At 63.0% G+C, this 17,178-nt stretch carries 11 protein-coding genes; 3 read left to right on the top strand and 8 right to left on the bottom strand.

Features of this window, described 5'->3' with window-relative positions; genetic code table 11:
• Positions 1 to 131: 131 nt before the first annotated feature.
• A complete protein-coding gene (locus tag PQ627_RS05640; RefSeq protein WP_274259179.1) occupies positions 132 to 1,175 on the top strand; it encodes an FUSC family protein in 1,044 nt (347 codons plus the stop codon).
• Positions 1,176 to 1,213: 38 nt separating this feature from the next.
• Positions 1,214 to 1,768, top strand: coding sequence for a TOPRIM nucleotidyl transferase/hydrolase domain-containing protein (locus tag PQ627_RS05635; RefSeq protein ID WP_274259177.1), 555 nt, complete (start codon positions 1,214 to 1,216; stop codon positions 1,766 to 1,768).
• A gap of 12 nt (positions 1,769 to 1,780) precedes the next feature.
• On the opposite strand, the gene PQ627_RS05630 is transcribed toward PQ627_RS05635, so the two are convergent.
• The 5 genes from PQ627_RS05630 to PQ627_RS05610 all read right to left on the bottom strand — a co-directional run bounded on the left by PQ627_RS05630 (position 1,781) and on the right by PQ627_RS05610 (position 7,975).
• Complete coding sequence (locus tag PQ627_RS05630; protein ID WP_274259175.1) at positions 1,781 to 2,560, bottom strand: SDR family NAD(P)-dependent oxidoreductase; 780 nt, start codon at positions 2,558 to 2,560, stop codon at positions 1,781 to 1,783.
• 96 nt (positions 2,561 to 2,656) lie between these two features.
• Positions 2,657 to 4,498, bottom strand: coding sequence for an IucA/IucC family protein (locus tag PQ627_RS05625; protein ID WP_274259173.1), 1,842 nt, complete (start codon positions 4,496 to 4,498; stop codon positions 2,657 to 2,659).
• Positions 4,495 to 5,085, bottom strand: coding sequence for a GNAT family N-acetyltransferase (locus PQ627_RS05620; RefSeq protein ID WP_274259172.1), 591 nt, complete (start codon positions 5,083 to 5,085; stop codon positions 4,495 to 4,497). The genes PQ627_RS05625 and PQ627_RS05620 overlap by 4 nt, the downstream gene beginning before the upstream one ends.
• Positions 5,082 to 6,416: a lysine N(6)-hydroxylase/L-ornithine N(5)-oxygenase family protein gene (locus PQ627_RS05615; RefSeq protein WP_274259170.1), complete on the bottom strand. Its 1,335-nt coding sequence runs from the start codon at positions 6,414 to 6,416 to the stop codon at positions 5,082 to 5,084. The genes PQ627_RS05620 and PQ627_RS05615 overlap by 4 nt, the downstream gene beginning before the upstream one ends.
• Positions 6,413 to 7,975, bottom strand: a complete 1,563-nt coding sequence (locus PQ627_RS05610) for a pyridoxal phosphate-dependent decarboxylase family protein (protein WP_274259168.1) — start codon at positions 7,973 to 7,975, stop codon at positions 6,413 to 6,415. The genes PQ627_RS05615 and PQ627_RS05610 overlap by 4 nt, the downstream gene beginning before the upstream one ends.
• Before the next feature lie 278 nt (positions 7,976 to 8,253).
• Between PQ627_RS05610 and PQ627_RS05605 the strand changes: the two genes are divergently transcribed.
• Positions 8,254 to 8,622: a hypothetical protein gene (locus PQ627_RS05605; protein WP_274259166.1), complete on the top strand. Its 369-nt coding sequence runs from the start codon at positions 8,254 to 8,256 to the stop codon at positions 8,620 to 8,622.
• A gap of 47 nt (positions 8,623 to 8,669) precedes the next feature.
• Here the strand turns inward: PQ627_RS05605 and PQ627_RS05600 are convergent, their stop codons facing one another.
• The 3 genes from PQ627_RS05600 to PQ627_RS05590 form a co-directional block, all read right to left on the bottom strand.
• Positions 8,670 to 9,098: a hypothetical protein gene (locus PQ627_RS05600; RefSeq protein WP_274259164.1), complete on the bottom strand. Its 429-nt coding sequence runs from the start codon at positions 9,096 to 9,098 to the stop codon at positions 8,670 to 8,672.
• Between the two features lie 95 nt (positions 9,099 to 9,193).
• Positions 9,194 to 15,220: a DUF7507 domain-containing protein gene (locus tag PQ627_RS05595; RefSeq protein ID WP_274259162.1), complete on the bottom strand. Its 6,027-nt coding sequence runs from the start codon at positions 15,218 to 15,220 to the stop codon at positions 9,194 to 9,196.
• Positions 15,221 to 15,593: 373 nt separating this feature from the next.
• Positions 15,594 to 17,177 (bottom strand): sigma-70 family RNA polymerase sigma factor, encoded by a 1,584-nt coding sequence (locus PQ627_RS05590; RefSeq protein ID WP_274259160.1) that lies wholly within the window; start codon positions 17,175 to 17,177, stop codon positions 15,594 to 15,596.
• Position 17,178 lies beyond the last annotated feature (1 nt).

Below are 17,178 nucleotides of genomic sequence, written 5' to 3'. Positions count from 1 at the left end.
TCGATTTTCCCAGACCTGCCCCATTTCCGGGTTTCCGGGCCCGCTACGGGGTGTGACCGGGCTTATGGCGGCGCGACTGGCTGCCCTGATAACTTCGAAAACAAACCCTGAACGATTGGTGGTGTCCGCCCATGCCCGCACTCCTGAGGCATGCCCGCGAACTCCACAGGCTTGGTCCGGCGAACAACGACCGCCTGTCAGCCGTCCGCGTCGCGCTGAGTGTTGCGCTGCCGGGGCTTTTCCTGATTCTCCTCGGCCGCCCCGAGCTCATGCTGTATGCCGTCTTCGGCGCGCTGACGGGGATGTACGGCCGCAACGAAAGCCACCAACTCCGGCTCAAGCACCAGGCCCAGGCCGCGCTGATCCTGGTTGGCGGCCTGACCATTGGCGTGCTCCTTTCTGTCAACCACATCCACTCGTGGTGGTTGGTGCTGGTTGCCACCCTGTTCGCCGGCGCGGGATCCTTGTATTCGGACCGGGTGCGTCTGAAACCGATCGGGCCATTCTTCGGCATTCTGGCTTTGGGCGCCTGCGCTTCGGTCCCCACCAGCGTCCCATTCACGACGGCGGTACTCGTCGGGGCGGCTTCGGCCGCCTTTTCGATGCTGGTTGGCTTCGCCGGATGGTTCCGGCGCCGCGCCTGGGTAGCCGGAGCCGGCCGGGATCTTCCTGCCCTCCGGGGTCCGCTTCGAACCGCCGCCCTGATCCACGCTGCCCGCTATTCCCTGGCGGTGGGCTTGGCCGGTGTCATTGGTGTTATTAGTGGCAGCGGCCATCCGCACTGGGCCATGGCAGCAGCAGCCGTACCGCTCGCCGGTGCCGACCTCCCAAGCCGGGTCCACCGCGGTATCCACCGCATCGTGGGGACGTTCCTCGGGTTGGTGGTGGTCGCCGTCGTTCTTTTCCCCACCCCGCTGTCTCCCCTGCAGTACTTCCCGGGCCACGAAGCCGTGGTCCTCGCCGTCGTGGTGATGCTGTGCCAGTTCCCCACGGAGTTGTTCATGGCCCGGCACTATGGGTGGGCCATGGTCTTCTTCACTCCGGTGGTCCTGTTGATCGCACAGCTTGCCTCGCCGATGGACCCGGGTGTGTTGGTGATGGAGCGTGCCATTGAGACCTTTGTGGGTGCCGTGGTGGGGATCGCGGTGGCCGTGGTGGTTCAGCGGCGTCGCTAAGCGCCTGGGATCCGGGACATCTGCGCCATACTGGTTCAATGCAGGCCACGACTGTCCTTGTCGAAGGCGAGAGCGACCGCCTGGCGGTCGAAATGCTCGCGCGTCGATGCGGCCATGACCTGGATGCCGAGCATGTGGCCGTCGTTCCCATGGGAGGTGCCACCAGCATCGTCCGTTTCCTGGAGCACTATGGCCCGGCCGGCGCGAATCACAGGCTCCTTGGGCTTTGCGACGAGGGTGAGTCCCGGGGCATTGCCCGTGCGCTGGCCCGCGCCGGAATAGGATCAGGCCCCCTGGACGACCTCGGCTTCTACGTTTGCCGGGCGGATCTGGAGGACGAACTCATCCGTAGCCTAGGCATCGACGCCGTGCTCGACGTCATAGATGGCCAGGGTGAGCTGGCGTCGTTCCGGCTCCTCCAGCGCCAGCCCTCACAGCGCGGGCAACCAGTACCTGCGCAGCTGCGGCGCTTCTTCGGTGGTCGCAGCGGAAACAAGATCCGCTACGCACCCTTGCTCGTGGGTGCTTTACCGGTGGGCCAGGCGCCCGAGCCACTCACGCGGCTCGTCGAAGCTTTCGCGCGTGAAAATTAGGGTTCCTGAAAATTAGGGTTCCAAAGGTCGGCGCGGAGGTCCCGACGTCAACTTCGCCGGCAGGACGCGCGCGAAGAAGCTGACCACTTTGTAGCGTTTGGTCGGAATGGACACTCCTTTGCCCTTGGCGTTGTCCTCCAGGCCCTCGCGGACCACCCGCTCGGCGGTCAACCACAGGAAACGCGGGGCCACGGACTTGTCCACGCCCATGCGGTCGTGGAACTCCGTGTGGGTGAATCCGGGGCAAACGGCAGTGACCTGGACCCCCGACTTCGCGTACGTGGTGTTGGCCCAGCGGCTGAAGGTTACCTGCCACGCTTTCGCCGCCGAGTAGGTTCCCCGGTTCGCAAACGCGGCCACGCTGGCCACGTTGATGATCCGGCCCTTGCCGCGCGCCAACATCACTTCCAGCGCAGCGTGCGACAACTCCATGGGCGTCTGGACGTGGAGGCGCAAATGGCGGCGTTCCTCGTCCAGATCGTTGTTCTCGAAGGACTTCAAGAGGCCGATCCCGGCATTGTTGACCAGCACGTCAACGGGTCGGGTTGCGTCTTTGAGGCGGTCGGCAACCGCTGAAACCCCGACGTCGGTGGTCAGGTCCGCGGACAGCACCTCCGCCGAGATACTGAAGTCGCGTTCAAGTTCCTCGGCTTTGTCCTTGAGCCGCTGCTCGTCGCGGGCCACCAGAACCAGGTGGTGCCCGGATTCGGCCAGTTGACGGGCGAACTCGGCACCAAGCCCGGCCGTTGCTCCAGTTACCAGGGCAGTAAGTTCATTGGCTCGAGTGGTCATGCGCCTAGACTAGCCCTCCCTCTCCCCCGCGAGATGGCATTTAATGACAATGTCCCGGCATGGGATTGTCATCAAATGCCAACTCGGTGCGGGTTGCTAGGCGAATTTCGCCAGCGGGTTGGCGAGGCGGCCGGCCATTTGGAGACCTCCCGAAGGATCCGAAATGTCCAGCATCTGCTGGTTGTTCCGCAGCTGCAGCCGGTTGAGGCAGGACAACTCAAAGTCCGGAGCGAAGAGATCATGCATGGCAAATTGATCGGCGAGCTCCGGGTGGCGCTGCTGGTACTCGTGCAGTACCGATGCTGCGGTTGCCCAGAACTCGTCTTCGCGCATTGTTCCGTCCTCAACGAGGATCGCTGACAGGAAGCGGAAGATGCAGTCGAACACATCCGTGAAGATCGCAAGGACCATTTCCTCGGCGGGGATCTCGGCCTTGATGCGGGAGACCTCCTCCGGGAGCTCCAGCCTGTCCCCCATCACGACGATCTCCTCTGCGAGGTCCTTCATGATCGCCCGGACCGGTACGCCGTCCTCAAGGATCAGGATGACGTTTTCGCCGTGGGGCATGAAGGCAAGTTCGTATTCGTAGAGGCAGTGAACCAGCGGCACGAGGTAGGCCTCGAAGTAGCGCCGCAGCCACTGGACAGGCTCCAGCCCGGACCTCGAGATCAGCGCGGAGACAACCGAGGCTCCGGACTGGTCCACGTGCAACAGCGATGCCATGGTCGCCAGCTGCTGCCCGTCCTTAAGCAAGGGCAACGGACTTTCCCTCCACAGGGCAGAGAGCATCTTCCGGTAGGGAGAGCCTTTCGCGGAGGCTGCCTCGTAGTAGTGGTTGTGGTAGCCGATGGCAGCGCTTTCCTTGATCATGGCCAGGCCCCGGTTCTGGAGCTCCTGGTCATTGCCGATCAGTTCCTGCAGCCAATCGTTGATGGCCGGCGTGGCCTTCATGTATTGCGGCGAGAGCCCCCGCATGAAGCCCATGTTCAGCACCGACATCGCCGTCTTCACATACGCCTTCTCCGGCGAGGTGGTGTTGAAGAACGTACGGATGGACTGCTGCGCCTGGTAGTCGTCTTCGCCGGCACCAAGGTGGACGATGTGGCGCTGGGCGATTTCTGCCGCGAACGTCACAGTGAGCTTGTTGTCCCACTGCCAGGGGTGCACCGGCATCAGGAGATAGTCTTCGGGGTCCAGCCCGGAAGCGGAAAGCTCCGCTTGGAACCACGCCAACGTTGCGGGGCCCAGTTCCGCCTCGAAGTGGGTCCGGTAGTCCAACCCGGCGCTCGATGTGAACACGGCCTTGCTGCGGTGCACCGCGATCCATTGCAGCTTCACCGTCGCACCCGCTTCCGGAGCGAATGCGTGATAATCGGCAATCCCAAAACCAAGCCGGCCATTGTTGGCAACGAAGCAGGGGTGGCCTTCGGTCATGCTGTGCTCGATCGCTTGGAAATCCGCCGCGCGGTCCTCCCCCTTGGTCACCCCTGCCACCAATTCGGTCGAGCTGAAAGGCTTGCCCTGCTTGTACGCGTGGCTGGCCAGGGTGCTGCTGATTTCCTCGAGATACACGGGGAGCATGTCCTGCTTGATAGCCAGGGCCTCATGGAATTCTGCGATGAAGTCCAACGCGTCGATCGGCAACCCGGCGCCGTCACGCAGCCTGGCAATGGATTCCGGCACCACGGACCAGTGCTCAAGTTGAAGCACACGGGCCCGGAAACGGTACTCAACGGTGTCGTCGTCGCTGGCGATCCTGTAGAGCCCAATGCCCTCCCCCTCGTCACGGATCAAGTCCGGGACCAGGATGCGCTCGTGCGCGAACTCGGCGATGGCCTTGCGGACAAGATGCCGGTTGGCTATGGACCACCGCTCGGGGGTCAGATGGGCGACAGGCGCCACTGCCTCATGGACGGGCGTCTCGATGCTTGTGGTCACAGGGATGCTCCTCTGGTCGCCGCGGTGGGCGCGGCGAGGATCGGGGTCAGGGTGGCCAGGAAGTCTTCGCGGGTGCAGAAACTCAGCAGGGCCTTCTTGTGGTCTTCGGCAGGGTCGACGGCGGGAAGGGTTACCACGCCGTGCGGGCGGAAGCCCACCTTTTCGTTGAGCACATGGATCTTGTGGTTACGGGCATCAGGCTCGACGACGACCCGCTGGGTTGCGGGGTTGGCGAACAGTTCGGTCATGACTTCCTGCATGACGGCGGTGGTGTAGCCCGGTTGCGGGTCACCGTTGGGCGGCGACACCAGGAGGTGCATGCCGACGTCGCCCGGCCGGACTTCGTAAACGTCCGCCAACGGCGACGCTTCCGGAAGGTACCGCTCCATCAAGAAGGTGGGGACGCCGTCGTCGAGCCCCAAGAACGCTTGGTGGTGATCGGTGGCAGCAATCCTGGAGTATTCCTCCACAACGTCCTGCTTTGTGGATGAAACCATGCCCCAAAAACGTGCATACTCCTGGCTGACCCAGCTGTGGAGGACGGGTGCGTCGGCCACGGGATCTACGGGTCGGAAGGTGAAGCTCATACTGCTGCTCCTGCGGTCCGGGCAGCAACCGGAGCGGGTGCCCCGAACTGCTGGAAGGCGATGCTGCGCTCGATCGGGTAGATCTCGCGGCCGGTGATTTCGCGCAGGATCACGGAGTTCCGGTAGGCGGCCATGCCGAGGTCCGGGGTGACGAAACCGTGGGTGTGGAGTTCGGCGTTTTGGACGAAGATTTCCCCTGGTTCGACGCCGGTTCCATAGTTGCGTTCGACGTCGAACCGGCCCTTGTCGTCGCGGCGGATGCGATCCTGGATGCCTCCCAGGAAGGCTGGCTCTTTGTAGCTGTAGCCGGTCGCCAGCACCACGGCTTCGGACTGCAGGCTGTAATCGCGGCCGTGCTCTTCATGGTGCAGTTGCAGGGTGTGGGTGCCCGTGGCAGGGTCCCACTCGGCAGCCGTCAGCGATGAGTGGGTGTGCAGCTGCGTGTCCACCATGCCGGTGAGGCTCTTGGTGTAAAGGAGATCGTAAATGTCGTCGATCAGGTCCGAGTTGATGCCCTTGTAAAGGTTCTTCTGGTTTTTGATAAGAGAATCCCGCTGCTCGCCCGGGAGCGAGTGGAAGTAATCCACATACTCCGGAGAGGTCATCTCCAGTGTGAGCTTGGTGTACTCCAGCGGGAAGAAGCGCCCGGAACGCGTAACCCAGTTGAGCTGGTAGCCGTACACATCGATCTCCTGGAGAAGCTCGTAATAGAGCTCCGCGGCACTCTGTCCGCTGCCCACGATGGTGATGCTGCGCTTGGACTGCAGCTCGCTCTTCCTGGACAGGTAGTCGGCGTTGTGGAGGACCAGTCCCCCGGCTTCGACTATCCCTGCACAGGAGTCCGGAACATAGGGAGAGGTGCCGGTACCCAGGACCAGGCGGCGGGCGCGAAGTACCTCAGCACCGTCCGGGCCTTGTACCGAAAGGCTGTATACGCCGTCGTCGTAGCTCACATCCAGCACATCCGTGCTAAAACGAACCGATTCCAGTTGCCCCGCCACCCACTGGCAGTACTGGTTGTACTCAGCCCGCAGGGGATAGAAGTTCTCGCGGATATAGAAGCGGTACAAGCGGCCGGTCTGCTTCAGGAAGTTCAGGAACGAGAAGTGAGACGTCGGATCTGCCAGCGTCACGAGGTCCGCCATGAAAGGAACCTGCAAGTGCGCCGGCTCGAGCATCATGCCGGGGTGCCAATCGAAGGATTCGCGGCGGTCGAGGAACACGCAGTCCAGGTTTTCCACCGGCTCGCTCAAGGCTGCCAGCCCGAGGTTGAAAGGCCCGACGCCGATACCCGCGACGTCGTAGATCCGGGTGTTGTTGGGGGTGCTCATGCTGCTGCCTCCGTGGTGTTTGCGAGGAGGCTGGCACCGGTCCTGCGGATGCGTTCGATGATTTCCTGAATGTCCCTTAGGGAGGCCTCTGCGTTGAGGAGGGTGAACTTGAGGTAATGCCGTCCGGCCACCTTGGTACCGGCCACTACGGCTTCGCCGGAGGCGAAGATGGCGGAGCGGATGGCAGGGTTGAGGGCATCGGCTGTGTCTTCGTCCAGCTGTGAACCGTCAACGAAAGGCCGGTACCGGAATACCAAGGTGCTCAATTGCGGCGCAGCCGCGAGCTCGAACTCTGCATCGTCGGCAAGCAGCGAGCCCACTCGACCCGTCAGGTCAATGGCCTCGTCGAAGAGCGCACCAATGGCATCGGCACCCATGATGCGAAGGGTAAGCCAGAGCTTCAGCGCGTCGAAACGGCGGGTGGTCTGGATGCTCTTGTCCACCTGATTGGGGATCTCGGCCTTCGCGGCACTCTCCGGGTTCAGGTAGTCGGCGTAATACGTGACGTGGCCGAGCATGGACCCGTTGCGGACCAACACTGCGCTGGAGCTGACGGGCTGGAAGAACGTCTTGTGGAAATCCACGGTCACGGAATCCGCCAGCTGGATGCCTTCCAGGAGATGGCGGTACCGGCCGGAGACCAGCAGGCCGCCGCCGTAGGCAGCGTCTACGTGGAGCCAGGAATCGTAGGCGCGGACCAGCGCTGCAAGCTCGGACAGCGGATCCACGGAGCCGAAGTCGGTGGTCCCGGCAGTTGCCACAACCGCCATGGGTACCAGCCCGGCGTCGTGCGCTTCGGCCAAAGCAGCCGCGAGCGCGGCAGGGTCCATGCGGTGGTCTTCGGCGGTGGGGACGGCGATCACGGCGTCGAAGCCAAGGCCCAGCATGGAGGCTGATTTTTGGATACTGAAGTGGCTGTCCGCAGAGGTGAAGATGCGGAGCCGGTCCAGCAACTGCGGCAGGCGGGCTTCGGTGTTGCCTGCACGGAGCTTGGCCACGGCATGGTTGCGGGCGATCAGCAACGCCTGGAAGTTGGATTGGCTGCCCCCGGAAGTGAAGACGCCGTCAGCTTTGTCCGTGAAACCGATTCGCTCTGCGGTCCAATCGATCAGGCGGCGTTCGATCATGGTGGCACCTGCGCTCTGGTCCCAAGTGTCCATGGATGAGTTCACCGCGGAGAGCACGGCTTCGCCCACAAGCGCGGGGATGACCACGGGGCAGTTCAGGTGGGCCGCGTAGCGGGAATCGTGGAAGTAGATGGCGTCCTTGAGGTACAGCTCATCAAGCTCTTCCAATGCCGCGGCAGTGTCCGGAAGCGGCCGGTCGAGGTCCACGGCACCCACCTTCGCTTTGAGGGCTGCGTGTCCGATGCCGGTGAAGGGCTGCGTGGTCCGCTGGATCTTGGTGGAGACGGCATTGACTCCTTGAAGCACCTGAGCCACATAGCTGGGCGAATTGCGGGCGTTGAACAGCTGGTTGGTGGCAGCGAGGGCCAGCTCCACTTTGGAACCGAAATCCGGTTCCTGAGCAATCCGCTCTTCGACACTGGGTGACGTCACGACAGCTTCCTTCCGTTTGCGTTGGGGCGCTTGTTAGCAAAGGCAAGCCTTACTTAGGTAACCCTTTCCGTCAAACTTTTGTGACCTATTTCGCTCTAGAAGCTGTTTTTCGCAGGGTCGCTGCCCGATCCTGCGTCATTGACTTTCCCCGCAGGGCGTTTGGGTGCAGAATTCGGCCCTCGTTTGGCCACAGTCTGTCCGGAACTCCTTCTCCCAGGGGCCGTTCCGCCCTGGGAGTAGAGTGCAAGGACTATCCCGTTAACGGTTGGGGGGACCTCTTGAAAGACCACGTCCACGAACGGATCGGCTTCCGCGAAATCGACGAGCACGGGAATGCCGTGCAAGCGGTCAGCCCCCACGTACCTGAGGCGCCGGCCCCGCCGCGGAAGGGCTTCCCGGTGAATCCCTTCATTGTTGCCCTGTGGGTCATTGCAGCTGGACTGCTGTGGCTGGGATTGTGGGCAGTCGCCACCGCTGCCGGGGCCATGACCTCACCGGCTCCTTACCAGTCCACCCAGTCCACACAGTTCATGTACATGATGCTGTCCAACGCGCCCTACGCCCTCCTGGCCGGCATTCTGATTACAGCGGCTCTCTTGTTCTGGCATGGACTCCAATGGCAAAAGAAGCGGTCAGCCAGGCAGTAGCTACCTGGTTGACCGCTTCTCTGTTGTGGTGAGGGACGTGCCTGCAGCTAGAGCACAGCCGCACCAAGAACGCATGTGATGTCCTTGGCCGGCTTGGTCACCTCGGCGTTGGCTACCCAGTCCAGCGGCTTGCCGGGCTGGGCGTCGTTGAAGGTCTGCTCTCCACGGGCAAGGACGGCGGAAGTGCCCGGATCAACCCAACTGACGGTGATCTTGACTGCACCCTTGGTGCCCGCCGGAGGGGTCACCGTACCCTTGGCGGTTACCTTCCCGGGTGCGGTGTCGCAGGAGGTCATGGTGGTGGCCTGGATGATGCCAGTGCCCGGATTGGCCGGTTTTGCCTCGCCTGTGGTGGCTGGCTGGGTTGTGGTCGTCGACGGCGGGTTCCCCGCTTGGTTGCTCTCCGGAGAAGTGCAAGCGGAGAGCGCTGAAGCTGCTACCAGCAAGCCAACGATCCACGCTACTGGTTTCTTCATGTGATGGCTCCCAGGATCTTTTTCGTGATGCGTACGTGAACGGACGAATGCGCGGTAACCGGGCGATTGAACCCGGTTACCGCGCACTCTGCTACCTAGACCTCAGAACGCTTGCGGCGTCCAACAAGGAAGAGGAAGATACCCGCACCAACTACCAGCAGGCTGATGGGCAGGACGGTGAGAACAACACCAGTGCTTGCCAGTGATCCTCCGGTATTGCTCCGGGATCCTCCCTGGTTGTTGTCATGGGATCCTCCGGAGTTGCCCGGATCCGACGGCCCAGCCGGCGGGAGGGTCACCACAGCGGTGGCAGGCGGCGTATTCACCGACGGCCCCTTCGGCGGAGTACCTGTGGCAATGGCCGAGTTGGCGACCTTGCCGGCGTTGATGTCGGCCTGGGTAATGGCGTACGTTGCCGTAGCCGTCACCGTCTGGCCGGGCAGCAGGGTTCCCGCGGCACCTGGCCAGTTGTAAACCAGAGCCGACAGGCCAGGCATACGGTCATTGACCTCAACGCCCTTCAGCTCCACATTCCCGGTGTTCTTCACCGTGAATGTGTAGGTGATCAGGTCGCCCACATGGGCGGGATCACCGACGGCGGAAGCGTCAGCGTTCTTGGTGAACTCCAGCCCAGCCGCAGGGGTCAACGGGGTATCCGTGTTTCCCGGAGGCGGCGTGACCGAAGGACCTGTGGGAGGAGTTCCCGTCGTGGTCGCCGAGTTGGCCACGTGACCGGCGTTGATGTCCGACTGGGTGATGGCGTACGTTGCCGTAGCCGTCACCGTCTGGCCGGGCAGCAGGGTTCCCACAGCACCGGGCCAGATGTAGCTCAGTGCGGACAGGCCAGCCAGGGGGTCGTCGATGGTGACGTTGGCCAGCGTGACGTTGCCGGTGTTCTTGGCCGTGAACGTGTACGTGATCACGTCTCCCACCTTGGACGGCGAGTGAACTGCGGATGCGTCAGCCGTCTTGGTGAACTCCATGCCCGGCGCCGGAGTCAACGGAGTGTCCGTTTCACCCGGAGGAGGCGTCACAGCGGGACCCGTGGGAGGTGTTCCCGTGGTCGTGGCCGTGTTGGCCACGTGACCGGCGTCGATATCGGCCTGGGTGATGGCGTACGTTGCCGTAGCCGTCACGGTCTCACCGGGCAGCAGGGTTCCTGCAGCACCAGGCCAGACGTAGGTCAAAGCCGAGAGGCCCGCCAGGGGATCGTCAATGACGACGTTCTTCAACGTGACATTGCCGGTGTTCTTGGCCGTCAACGTGTAGGTGATCGTGTCGCCAGCCTTTGACGGATCCTGGAGTGCCGAGGCATCTGCGGACTTGGTGAATTCCATGGCCGGAGCCGGGGTCAACGGGGTGTCCGTGGTTCCCGGAGGAGGCGTCACAGCGGGACCCGTGGGAGGTGTTCCCGCGGTGGTCGCGCTGTTGGCCACATGACCGGCGTCGATATCCGCCTGGGTCACTGCATACGTTGCCGTTGCAGTCACGGTCTGGCCCGGAAGCAGCTCGCCGGGCGTGCCCGGCCAGGTGTACGTCAGGGCCGAAAGACCAGCCAACGGATCCGTGATGGTGACATTCTTCAGCGTGACGTTGCCGGTGTTCTTGGCCGTAAACGTGTACGTGATCGTGTCGCCTGACATGGTGGGGTTCTTGATGGCAGAAGCGTCCGCCGTCTTGGTGAACTCCATCGCCGGAGCCGGAGTCAACGGAGTATCCGTGGTTCCCGGAGGAGGCGTCACAGCAGGACCAGTGGGCGGAGTGCCCGTGGTGGTCGCCGAGTTGGCTACGTGGCCGGCGTCGATGTCCGCCTGGGTAACCGGGTACGTTGCCGTAGCCGTGACCGTTTGTCCGGGCAGCAGGGTTCCTGCAGCACCGGGCCAGACGTAGCTCAAAGCCGAGAGGCCAGCCAACGGATCCGTGATGGAGACGTTCTTCAGGGACACGTTGCCGGTGTTCTTGGCCGTGAACGTGTACGTGATCACGTCGCCCACCTTGGTGGGGTTCTGAACCGCCGAGGCATCAGCCGTCTTGGTGAACTCCATCGCCGGAGCCGGAGTCAACGGAGTGTCGGTGGTTCCCGGAGGAGGCGTTACAGCAGGACCGGAAGGCGGAGTACCCGTGGTGGTCGCCGAGTTGGCGACATGGCCGGACTCGATATCCGCCTGGGTAACCGCGTACGTTGCCGTCGCGGTCACGGTCTGGCCCGGAAGCAGCTCTCCAGCAGTCCCCGGCCAGGTGTACGCCAGGGCGGACAGGCCGGCCAGCGGATCCGTAATGGAAACGTTCTTCAGGGACACGTTGCCGGTGTTCTTGGCCGTGAACGTGTACGTGATGACGTCGCCCACCTTGGTGGGGTTCTGGACCGCTGACGCATCAGCCGTCTTGGTGAACTCCATGGCCGGCTTAGGGGTCAGCGGGGTATCGGTCGTTCCCGGAGGAGGCGTTACAGCAGGACCGGAAGGCGGAGTGCCAGTGGTGGTCGCACTGTTGGCCACATGACCGGCGTCGATATCCGCCTGCGTGATGGCGTATGTCGCCGTTGCAGTCACCGTCTGGCCCGGAAGCAGTGTGCCCGGGGTGCCCGGCCACGTGTAGCTCAAGGCAGACAAACCGGCCAGCGGATCCGTGATGGACACGTTGGTCAAGTCCACGTTGCCGGAGTTCTTCGCAGTGAAGGTGTACGTGATGACGTCACCCACCGTTGAAGGATCCTTGATGGCAGACGCGTCGGCCGTCTTGGTGAACTGCATTGCCGGAGTCGGGGTCAACGGGGTGTCCGTCGTTCCCGGAGGAGGCGTTACAGCGGGGCCAGCGGGCGGAGTTCCCGTGGTGGTGGCCGAGTTGGCAACATGGCCGGCGTTGATGTCGGCCTGCGTGATGGCATACGTTGCCGTGGCGGTCACAGTCTGACCCGGAAGCAGCTCGCCCGCAGTGCCCGGCCAGGTGTAAGCCAAGGCAGACAGACCAGCCAGCGGATCGGTGATGGAAACGTTTTTCAGCGTGACGTTGCCCGTGTTCTTCGCCGTGAAGGTGTAGGTGATGATGTCACCGACGACGGACGGATCGTGGATCGCCGACGAGTCGGCGGACTTGCTGAACACCATCGCCGGGCCGGGAGTCAACGGGGTATCCGTCGTTCCGGGAGGAGGTGTTACTGCCGGACCAGTAGGCGGAGTGCCCGTGGTGGTCGCACTGTTGGCCACATGACCGGCGTCGATATCCGCCTGCGTGATGGCGTATGTCGCCGTGGCCGTGACGGTCTGACCGGGCAGCAACTCGCCCGCAGTACCGGGCCAAGCGTAGGCCAAGGCCGAAAGGCCAGCCAGCGGGTCAGTGATGGAAACGTTCTTCAGCGTGACGTTGCCCGTGTTCTTCGCCGTGAAGGTGTAGGTGATGCGGTCACCGACAACTGACGGGTTCTGGACACCGGAAGCATCTGCCGTCTTGCTGAACGTCATCGCCGGAGCCGGGGTCAACGGGGTGTCCGTCGTTCCCGGAGGAGGCGTTACTGCAGGACCCGCGGGAGGAGTACCCGTGGTGGTCGCCGAGTTGGCCACGTGGCCGGCGTCGATATCCGCTTGCGTGACGGCGTATGTGGCAGTGGCAGTGACCGTCTGGCCCGGAAGCAGTTCACCGGCGGTACCCGGCCAGGTGTAGCTCAGGGCCGAAAGACCAGCCAACGGATCCGTGATGGAAACGTTCTTGAGCGTGACGTTACCGGTGTTCTTGGCCGTGAACGTGTACGTGATCACGTCGCCAACTTTGGACGGGTTACCCACGGCCGAGGCATCAGCGGACTTGCTGAATTCCATGGCCGGACCGGGAGTCAGCGGCGTGTCCGTGGTTCCCGGCGGAGGCGTCACGGCAGGACCCGTGGGAGGAGTACCCGTGGTGGTCGCCGAGTTGGCCACGTGGCCGGCATTGATGTCAGCCTGCGTTACCGCATACGTTGCCGTAGCGGTCACGGTCTGCCCCGGAAGCAATTCACCTGCGGCACCGGGCCACGAGTAAGTCAGCGCCGAGAGGCCGGCCAAGGGATCGTTGATCACAACACCAGTCAGCTTCACATTGCCGGTGTTCTTGGCCGTGAAGGTGTAGGTGATGATGTCGCCAACTGCCGACGGGTTCTTGATGCCCGAGGCATCAGCCGACTTGCTGAACTCCATGGCCGGGCCAGGCGTCAACGGGGTGTCGGTCGTGCCAGGCGGCGGTGTGACCGGAGGTCCGGTCGGAGGATTACCCGAGGTGGTGGCCGAGTTGGCTACGTGCCCGGCATCGATGTCCGCCTGCGTCACGGCGTATGTTGCCATCGCCGTGACAGTCTCGCCCGGAAGCAAAGTGCCCGGAGTTCCCGGCCAGGTGTATGCCAGCGGGGAAAGACCTGCCAGGGGATCGTTGATCACAACGTTCGTGAGGGCAACGTTTCCGGTGTTCTTCGCCGAGAACGTGTAGGTGATGATGTCACCCACCTGCGCCGGCGAGTGGACGGCTGAAGCATCCGCGGACTTGGCAAACTCCATCCGCGAAACCGGCAAGGCCGTGTTGGTCAAGACGCAACTGATGTCCGCACCGGCGACGGGGGTGAGTGCGAAGGACTGGTCGAAAGCGGCACCGGAGGGAAGACCCGGCTGCAGACCGTTCGCGTCCGTGCAGGTGATCGACTTGTCGTAGTCGGCCAAATTGGCGGCAGACTCCGTCAGGTAGTACGTGGTGGCGGTGTCGGCAACATACTTGCCTGTAACGCCCGTCCCCACGGTTACCGTGGAGCCAGTTCCCGCAGTGGTGGAATTGGCCGTGCTGTTAACCACGGGTCCGGTTGCCGAACCGGAGTGGATGGCAGTGGTGAACTGATCCGAATCAACCAGACGCGGAGAGTTCAGGGCCTTGCTCAACTCGATGCGCGGAGCCTTTACCACCAAGGTGGCATCTGCCGGCGGGTTGAGGTTGGTCTCGATGTTCGCAGGACCGTTGACGTAGGTACCCTCGGTATCCGATGTGACGTCAACGGTGATGGTGCAGGACGCCATGCCCTTGGCCAGGTCTCCACCGGTGACGGCAATGACGTTGCTGCCCGCAGCCGCAGTGGTGACCAACGGGTTGCCGGCCGATTGGACACACGTGCCGCCAATGTTCGGCGCACCGGCTACTTTGAGTCCGGCGGGCAGGGTGTCAGTAATGGACCAGTCGTCCTTGGCATTAAGTTCGCTGGTGTTCGTTACGGTTAGCGTCAACGTGGACGACTGGCCCGGACCGATCAACGACGGCGAAAACGACTTGTCCAACTGGGGCGTGACATCCACCAGGCGTACGTTGTCGAAAGCTCCATCGTTGCCGTTGGAGGTGCCGTTGTTGTTCCACATCTCAAGTCCCAAGGAACCACCAGTTGACTGGAAGGCCTGGTTGGTGAGCATGGAGTTGATGTTGACCGTCTTGGTGATGGTGCCGAAGGAACCGCCGGCGTCGCTGGTGACCTGCTGCTGGTAGGCCTGGACGTTGGGATCGGACGTCGCTTGGCAGCCGTTAAGCGGATCCCCAATGGGAGTCACCGTTCCGTCCGCGTCAACGCGGGCGAATTGGTACGACGGATCAGCGGCTCCACCGAAGCAGTTCATGTAAGCCGTGTCCACACCGAAGGTGTAGTAGTGGCCCGCAGTGGTTGCCAGCGGGTTGGCCGTCTTGAACATGACGCCGTCACTGGGCCCGGCGGGCAGTTTGGCGCAGAAGCCACCGGCCGTATCCGTGGACAGGCACTCGGTGTAGGAGCTGGTGACGTGGTTCGTGTCGGGCGAACTTGGAGTGAACTGCTGGCCCATGGCTTTGGCCAACATGCGAAGGAACTGGTAGCTGCGACGTGTGTCGACGTCCGCGCAGCGGTTCTCGGTACCGGATCCTGCGGCGCCGGAGATAGCCCACGGCGGTGTATCGGTGTTGTCATAGCTCAGGATGACGCCGTTGCAACGGATGCCATTGATCCAGTACGGCGACCCCGTGTAGGTCTGCCCAGTAGCCCCGACGTACGTCGTGGAACCCGGCGCCGAGTAGGACTGGGCGCCGAGGGCGGTGTTGTCGGTCCCGTTTTCGAAATCTTCATTGAAAACGACGGTTCCAGGCTGCGTCACTCCTGGTGTCCCGGGGACGGTGGCCAGGGATGGTGGAGCCAAGGCGCCACCCACCCCCAAGGTGATTATTGCTGTAGCGAGCACACCCGCTAACAGCTTTCGTGGACGTGAATATTTCATATGTTCTCTTGCCTGTTTGGATCACCCCGGGGACCGGTCGAAGCACGGAGTTCCTCGCGTGATGCTGTGGATGCGAACGGCTGCTGCCAGTAGTGCTGTGCAGCTCCACGGCACTTCATGACGCGAAAAGTGCGGATTTCTTTCGTAGAGTCGGCAGGCACACAGCGGCCCAACCTTTTAGTGGGCGCAGTTCGCGATTCGTGACGCAAAAGCGAGAATTTTTTTGGGCTTGGCGAAACCTCGCCACGGCTACCTAGTGGAACGTGCTGATGAACGACTTGGGGACGATCCCTTGGCCACCAAACCAGTAGTCCAGTGTTCCACTCTCAGCGTTCTCAGGCAGGGTCACAGTCAGGACAAACGTCAGCTCGTTTGGGTCCAGCGCATCAGAGGTGCACCTTAACTCCTGCGCTCCGGACGGATTGCACTCCCAGCCCGCCGGCACCACAGCGTCCCCGGCAACGAACGTAACGCCATCAGGCAACGTGAAAATGGCTTCGCCGGAAGTCAGGGAACCGTCGCCATCAAGGGAAAACTGGATTTGCAGCTCCCGTTCCTGGGGAGCCGAAGCCTTGCCGGCCGAGAACGTCGCCTCAACCGTGCGGGACAGAGGTGGCGCCGCAGCGGCAGTCTCTGGCGCCGTCGTCGAAGAGACAACACCTGGATCCACCACGACAGCGCTCCTTCGCAGCGGTTCTTCGGGCGGAATCACGACGGCGGACGGCTGGCTTACGGGTGCCGGCGGCACGGGGGCGGCACTTGGGACGGGGTCAACGGTGCTGCTTGGAACGGGCAGGGGTGCCGGCGTTTTGATCGCAGGGACACTGGCAGGAGCTTCCGCGACGGCAACACTTGAACCGTTGTTTGGTTGCGGCAGCAACGTGAGGACACCGGCAACAGTCCCCACGCCGACCACAACGGCCGCCGCGAGTTTCCAGCTGATTCCGTGGAGCCCCACGGCAGCGGCTTTGCCTGAAGCCGCTGTGGCTCCGGCTGCGGCTCCAGCCCCGGACCACCCCGCAGACGCGGCTGCCGCCGGGGTAAAGACGACGCCCGCAACCAAGGGGAAGAGGATGGCGCGCATACCGCCTTGGACATCGTTCAGTTCCATCAACAAGGCCGTGCACTTGGCACAGCCCGCCAGATGCGCGTCGACTTTTTCCCGCGACGTGCGTTTGAGGGCATCGCGCACGTATTTGCCGAGCTGGCTGGCGAACTCGTCACAGGCTTCATCAACGCTTCGGCTGATGTGGTGCTGCAGGTACGCCTGGCGGAGGCCCTCCCTGGCACGGATGGCCAGGGATGACACGCCGTTAGGGGTAAGGCCGACCAACGGCGCGACGGCAGCAGGCTTCAATCCTTCGATATCCAGATGGAACAAGACGGCCTGCCATCGTTCGGGCAGGGACTTGAAGGCTTGAGCCATGATGCTTGACTCAAGGTCACCCACCACGTGGTCATCATCATGGACCACAGCGTCCAGTACGGCGTCGTCCGCGGCCGTCTGCGTGAGCCTGGCTTTCCTGTTGCGCTCGTGCGCGGTGCGGCGCACAACAGTCAGAAGGTACGAACGGAAAAACTCCCGAGGGCCCTTGCCGTCCTTCAACGACTGGAAAATGGAAGCGAAGGCCTCGGCGACGACGTCATCGGCGTCGCTGGGGTTGTCCGACTGCGCGCGGGCAACGTACTGGGCGATCTGCGCATGCCTCAGGTAAAGAGTGTCGAAAGCTTCCGTGACGCCTTGGCGGACCAGGTTTAGGAGGTGGGGATCGCTCTCGCTGCCGGCCGCCGATTTTGGGCTCGCCCCACCGGCCCCAGCCACTAATAGTTGATCCATA

Source organism: Paenarthrobacter sp. AB444 (assembly GCF_028736865.1).
Lineage (GTDB): Bacteria > Actinomycetota > Actinomycetes > Actinomycetales > Micrococcaceae > Arthrobacter > Arthrobacter nicotinovorans_B.
Note: the sequence above shows the minus strand (reverse complement) of the source record. Positions and strands in the feature narration are given on the sequence as shown.